This window comes from Thermus sp. FJN-A (assembly GCF_054655095.1).
Map to the genome: position 1 here is coordinate 1 of NZ_BAAHSC010000277.1, position 236 is coordinate 236.

The following is a 236-nucleotide window of genomic DNA, read 5'->3' on the forward strand; positions in this document are numbered from 1 at the left end:
GGGCCCTGCGCCGGGCGGAGGAGGCTTTGGCCGTGGTCCGGGCCAAGTCCCTGGGAGGCTTCCGGAGCCGGGTCCTTGTCCTCCTCTCCTCCGTCCACCGGGCCAGGGGGGAGCTGAGGGAGGCCCTCTTCCGGGCCGAGCAGGCGGTGGCGGGGAGGCTGGACCCGGACGACCGGGTGGTGGCCCTGAGGGCCCTCGGCACCACCCTGCGGCTTCTGGGGAAGCCCGCTCAAGGA

The 236-nt window shown here is 75.0% G+C and carries 1 pseudogene; it reads left to right on the forward strand.

Going from position 1 to position 236, the window contains the following annotated elements:
* A pseudogene (locus tag ACYQ0J_RS13705) lies at positions 1–236 on the forward strand (tetratricopeptide repeat protein); the annotation flags it as partial.